General features: G+C 40.8%; 7 protein-coding genes and 1 pseudogene. All 8 read left to right on the forward strand.

Annotation, left to right across the window (positions count from 1 at the left end; translation table 11 throughout):
• On the forward strand, nucleotides 1–1,047 hold a 1,047-nt coding region (locus tag AC6I5A_RS06115; RefSeq protein WP_034613046.1), incomplete at its 5' end, for a BaiN/RdsA family NAD(P)/FAD-dependent oxidoreductase.
• A 40-nt stretch (nucleotides 1,048–1,087) separates the two neighbouring features.
• Complete coding sequence (locus tag AC6I5A_RS06120) at nucleotides 1,088–1,552, forward strand: hypothetical protein (RefSeq protein ID WP_034613049.1); 465 nt, start codon at nucleotides 1,088–1,090, stop codon at nucleotides 1,550–1,552.
• Between the two features lie 211 nt (nucleotides 1,553–1,763).
• The gene (locus AC6I5A_RS06125; protein WP_497900543.1) at nucleotides 1,764–2,192 is read left to right on the forward strand and encodes a HutP family protein; all 429 of its coding nucleotides are present in this window, start codon (nucleotides 1,764–1,766) and stop codon (nucleotides 2,190–2,192) included.
• A 3-nt stretch (nucleotides 2,193–2,195) separates the two neighbouring features.
• Nucleotides 2,196–2,579: a chorismate mutase gene (gene aroH / locus AC6I5A_RS06130; protein ID WP_034613054.1), complete on the forward strand. Its 384-nt coding sequence runs from the start codon at nucleotides 2,196–2,198 to the stop codon at nucleotides 2,577–2,579.
• Nucleotides 2,580–2,870: 291 nt separating this feature from the next.
• Complete coding sequence (locus AC6I5A_RS06135) at nucleotides 2,871–3,302, forward strand: hypothetical protein (protein WP_034613062.1); 432 nt, start codon at nucleotides 2,871–2,873, stop codon at nucleotides 3,300–3,302.
• Nucleotides 3,303–3,896, forward strand: coding sequence for an accessory gene regulator ArgB-like protein (locus AC6I5A_RS06140; RefSeq protein ID WP_034613058.1), 594 nt, complete (start codon nucleotides 3,303–3,305; stop codon nucleotides 3,894–3,896).
• On the forward strand, nucleotides 3,893–4,015 hold the full coding sequence (locus AC6I5A_RS06145) for a cyclic lactone autoinducer peptide (protein ID WP_497900544.1): 123 nt from the start codon (nucleotides 3,893–3,895) through the stop codon (nucleotides 4,013–4,015). Before AC6I5A_RS06140 ends, AC6I5A_RS06145 begins: the two co-directional genes overlap by 4 nt.
• A gap of 269 nt (nucleotides 4,016–4,284) precedes the next feature.
• Nucleotides 4,285–4,879 (forward strand): annotated as a pseudogene (locus AC6I5A_RS06150) (two-component system sensor histidine kinase NtrB); the annotation flags it as partial.

Genomic DNA, 4,879 nt, shown 5'->3' on the forward strand with positions numbered 1-4,879 from the left:
TTACAAGGAATATTGAGAGATTTTGATAACGTGGCTTTACGGGCGTTTTTTGCCCGTTATGGGGTAGAGACGAAAGTTGAACGGGGAGGGCGTGTTTTTCCTGTCTCCGATGATGCGGAAAAGGTTGTTCAAGCCCTTACGGCCTTTCTGGACGAGAAGGGAGTTGAGGTCCGGTCGGGAATAACCGTGGAAGAAATCCTGGTTGAGAATGGGCAGATCAAAGGTGTACGCGGAGCTGGCCAAAAACGATATTTAGCACCATCGGTAATCGTGTGTACCGGAGGGTCCTCTTACCCCGCTACCGGCTCCAGCGGGGATGGGTTTAGGTTCGCCCGGAAACTGGGGCATAGGGTTATTACACCCCGGCCGGCTCTGGTTCCACTGAAAACCTCTAAAGAGTGGGTAAAGGAACTGCAGGGGCTTGCTCTGAAAAATGTCGAAGCCTCCTTGTGGATAGGTGGCAAGAAGAAGGTTACAGAGTTTGGAGAAATGTTGTTTACGCATTTTGGGGTATCGGGTCCCATCATTTTAACAATTAGCCGTCAGGCGGGGGAGGCACTGCGTGGAGGAGAACAAGTCGAGCTGCGAATTAATTTGAAGCCTGCTCTTTCGTCAGAGCAGTTAGATATCCGGGTGCAACGGGATTTTCAAAAGTATAGCAATAAGCAGTTTAAAAATGCTCTGGAGGACCTCTTACCCCAAAGTCTGATTCCCGTCATGATTCGCTTGAGCGGGATAAACCCGGAAGGGGTAGTGCATCAAATCAGCCGTGAAGAACGGAAACGTTTAGTTGGATTATTGCATGGATTACCCGTTACAATTACGGAAACCCTTTCTATAGAGACAGCGATTGTAACGGCAGGCGGAATTGATGTTAAAGAGATCAACCCAAAAACAATGGCTTCCAAACGTGTAGAAGGGCTTTATTGGGCCGGAGAGGTTGTGGATGTCGATGGCATTACGGGAGGGTATAATCTCCAGGCTGCGTTTGCAATGGGGCACAGGGCAGGCCGTTCGGCGAGCGATTCTGCGCTCTCGCTGGTCTGATTAATACCCCTTCTGCATAAACTCTTTCGAGGTGGTGTACGTGCGTCGAAGGGAAAGCGTATTGGAATGGATGTGGAATACAGTTCAGCGGGGAGAAAGCAAGATCATTCGGGTTATGGTTTTGGCGTCGATAATACTTGTAATAATGCAGTTAAGTGTGATAAGGGATCCACTTGAATTTTATCTGGCGGTAGCAACAAAGGTTGAAGCTCCTCCTTTGGAATTACCTGCACTTGCCGAAGTGCCTAAGACCTGGCAGTTGACGTTAAAAGCGACACCGGCTGCTTCGATTCGTGTGCTTCAAAATGGTAAAGTCATAGCCACTTTAGCCAATGGAGAACAGCAAATAACGGTAGAGTCCGGTCAAATTCAGTTGGACGGGAGAGGTTTGTCTCAGATCATTCAGGTTCAAGTTGTCAAGAAAGATACCCAATTGGTTGAACCTCGTAAGAATCGGATTGTCGTGATACAGGGGAATACTCAGAACCTAACAGTCAGACCGTAGTCTTGCAAATCACGCGTTGGCATACTATAATTCAGACGTGTATAGTTATGCATAGTCATTCGAAAAAGAAGGCAGTACGGTAGGATGGAAGCAACTCTAATATTGAACGGTGGAATGGGTTAATAGTTGAGCAAAGGCACCTGAAAGGTGTCTAATTAACTAATCAGTAAGCAAGCTTTCGAGCGGTATGATAGGCGGAAGGAAGAACGCGATGATGGCACAAAGTAAGAAAATTGCGATCGCAGCCTTAAAAATGGCTATGACAGAGAGCCGAGAAGAAGAGGCCAATTTAAAAGATTCTTATCTGCGCCTTGGAGTCAGAACCGCTGCTGTTGATTACGGCGGAGAGTACGTTAGTTCGATCCGCAAGATTGTAGAACGTGCTATAGTAGCTGCCAAACGTGAAGGGGTAATCCAAGAGACACATGGGGATGAAGGTGCAGTTGCCGGGGCAACTCGCGAAGCCTTAAGTCAAATTATGAACAAAGCTATGGGTCTGAATATTGGTGGGAAGATTGGGGTTGCACGTCAAGACGACCACTTAAGTGTTGCGATTTTTTTTGGCATCGGGCTCTTACATTTGGATGAGGTTGCGGTGGGACTGGGACATCGCGTCGCTCCCAAAAAAGCAGGTGATTAGCAGATGATTCGAGGAATTCGAGGTGCGACAACGGTCGAGCGTAATGATGCCGCGGAGATAAAGGAAGCCACCCAGGAACTTTTACAAATAATCCTTGCAGAGAATGCGCTAAGTACAGATGACTTGGTCAGCGCCATATTTACAGTTACGCCGGATTTGAATGCGGATTTTCCTGCGTCCAGTGCACGTGAGATTGGCTGGGAGTTGGTACCGCTTCTTTGTGCGACAGAAATCCCTGTGCCTGGTAGCCTCTCCCGCTGCATCCGAGTGCTGATCCACGTAAATACTTCACGTAGTCAAACGGAAATAGTGCATGTTTTTTTACGCAAGGCCATAGCATTACGCAAGGATCTTGCGAGGCTTAATATTAAGAAATACAATCCATAGGAAACTTAGACTCCGCAAGTAATTACGGGGTTTTACTTGGTATTTTGATCCCGGATGTCCGTTCCGAGCGTGTCCGTGGTTTTGCGTTGCAGAGGCTAAAGAACGATTCGGAACAGCTACAAGTGTGGAATCCCTTAAAAACAAGCCTAAGGATTTTTTTGTACTACAAGATTCGCGTAAATTCTCCCCTGCAATGTGCAATAATTGAAGTTAGAGGAAAAGTCAGAGTGTTGTGGTGTTTTACGTTCAGAGGGAGAGGGTGTGTGATTTATTAAAATTCCATTGATTGCTATGCTCTTACAAGGAATACCTGAACAAATTGCAGTCGCTGCTTTAGCTTTTGTAATTGCCAAAATACCTTTAAAGTGGAATAAAGTTGTATTAATTGGGATTATTTTAGCTTTTTGTGCGTATGTTGTGAGACTATTGCCTATTCCTTTTGGGATTCATCTTATTTTACTAATTGTTTTGTTATTTATTGCTTTATTATGGCTTGGCAAAGGGGATTTCAGTTTATCCCTGATTGCATGTCTGTTAAGTTTCTTAGCTTTGGTAATATTTGAGTATGTTTGTCTGTCATTGTTAATGCCTGTTTTTGGATTAACACCTGAAAGTTTATCCACTGACTTGGTTAAAAGGATTGTAATAGGAGAATTTCACGTATTTCTTTTATTTATCACTGCTTTTTTGTTAAACAAATTCTATAAAAAAGATGTGGAATAAATGAATTTCTCTGAAAATATTAGTAATAAACTGACTGAAGTAATAACAAATGAATTGGATTGTAACGAAGATAAAAAAGAAATAATAGCCTATGCCATCGAAACAGCGCTTCTTTTTATCTTAGGCTCGTTGTTAATAATACTTATTGGATATGCTTTTCATGCCTTAATGACAACTATTATTGCGGCTATTTTTGGTGGCTTATTACGTAGGGTATCGGGAGGAGCTCATTTTAATACTCCTGTAAAATGTTTGATCATTGGTGCTATTAGTTATGGTTTTATTGGAGTTTTAGCCAAAAAACTTCTTGATAGCAACTTAACTAATCAGTATGTTCTGATCTTTAGTTTAGTTGCTTCTTTTTTACTGGTAGCTTTCTTAGCGCCTGTAGACAGTGATGCAAAACCAATCCATTCCAGCAGCCTAAAATTTAAGCTCAAGATATCGTCAATGGTTTTTATAATTATTTTATTTATAATTATGTATGTTTTTGATAATCCTGTATTAAGTGTTAGTGCAGTTCTAGGTGTAGCTTATCAAAGTATCACCTTACTGCCTATTTTTAATAGAAAAGGAGGTGAAAATAGGCTATGAAAAGGTACTTCTTTGCCACAATTGTGTCCATATTAATGCTCCTGGTCAGTGCGACCTCCGTTTTTGCGTGTGGCTACTGGTTATATCAACCCAAAACCCCGAAAGCATTACAAAGATAATTTAGGAGGTTACCGGTCGTGGCAGCACATTTGCCTAACAATTTAAAAGCTGGGATAATCCAGCTTTTAAATTGTTCTCTTAAGCGCTTATACCATATCTGAGGATAACTTTCAGGTGATAAAGTGCGATAAAGGCTTCCACAGTCGCAGCAGCCTATACCCTCCATGGTGTCTGTTGTTCTTGGTGCATCCAGCTTTGGTGCCTGAAGGCTTGACGCAAGCTAAACATTTCTCTATACTTCTATTTCAGATAGTTGGAGGATAGCGGGATGGATTTTAATACGAAAAACGTCCTAGACAAACAATCTATTATTAAATTAACCCTACTTAAAGTTATATCCTTGATACTTGCTTTTCTGCTTATTTTTATGTTTATCTATGGGAAAAACTTTTGGGAGAAACAGACCTTACAATTTAATGATAATTTATTATTAAGTGCCTCCAAGCTACAAGCCCAGATACAATCCCGGATTTCCACTATCGAAGAATTAAAACAAAATAAAGATTTACCGAAGACTCAAAAACTGTTACAAATAGAGAATATTATCCAACCAATGATTAATGAAAATGAAAATAATAGTATTTATTATTATGATTTGGAATTAGAATTAATAACAAAAAGTCAAAATACGAAAAACTCATTCGATGAGAATACTCTTTTTGATTCGGGAAAAGCGGAATTTAATAAAATATTAAAGAAGAATAATTTTATTTATCTTAACTTGCCTATTTATAATAAAGATAAATTAGTTGGTTATGTTTTAGTTTATACTAAAAATACTAATTTTGTTTCAGAGTCTTTTCATGAATTAAGTCAGATTATTATTTTAGGTTTAAGCTTATCTGTTATAATTATATTTTTTC

It is taken from the genome of Desulfosporosinus sp. Tol-M2, from assembly GCF_059735615.1.

Bases quoted from the DNA above. Each gene is read 5' to 3' on its own strand.
- aroH (WP_034613054.1), top strand. From the start codon at position 2,196: ATGATTCGAGGAATTCGAGGTGCGACAACGGTCGAGCGTAATGATGCC.
- AC6I5A_RS06140 (WP_034613058.1), top strand. From the start codon at position 3,303: ATGAATTTCTCTGAAAATATTAGTAATAAACTGACTGAAGTAATAACA.
- AC6I5A_RS06145 (WP_497900544.1), top strand. From the start codon at position 3,893: ATGAAAAGGTACTTCTTTGCCACAATTGTGTCCATATTAATGCTCCTG.
- AC6I5A_RS06135 (WP_034613062.1), top strand. From the start codon at position 2,871: ATGCTCTTACAAGGAATACCTGAACAAATTGCAGTCGCTGCTTTAGCT.
- AC6I5A_RS06125 (WP_497900543.1), top strand. From the start codon at position 1,764: ATGATGGCACAAAGTAAGAAAATTGCGATCGCAGCCTTAAAAATGGCT.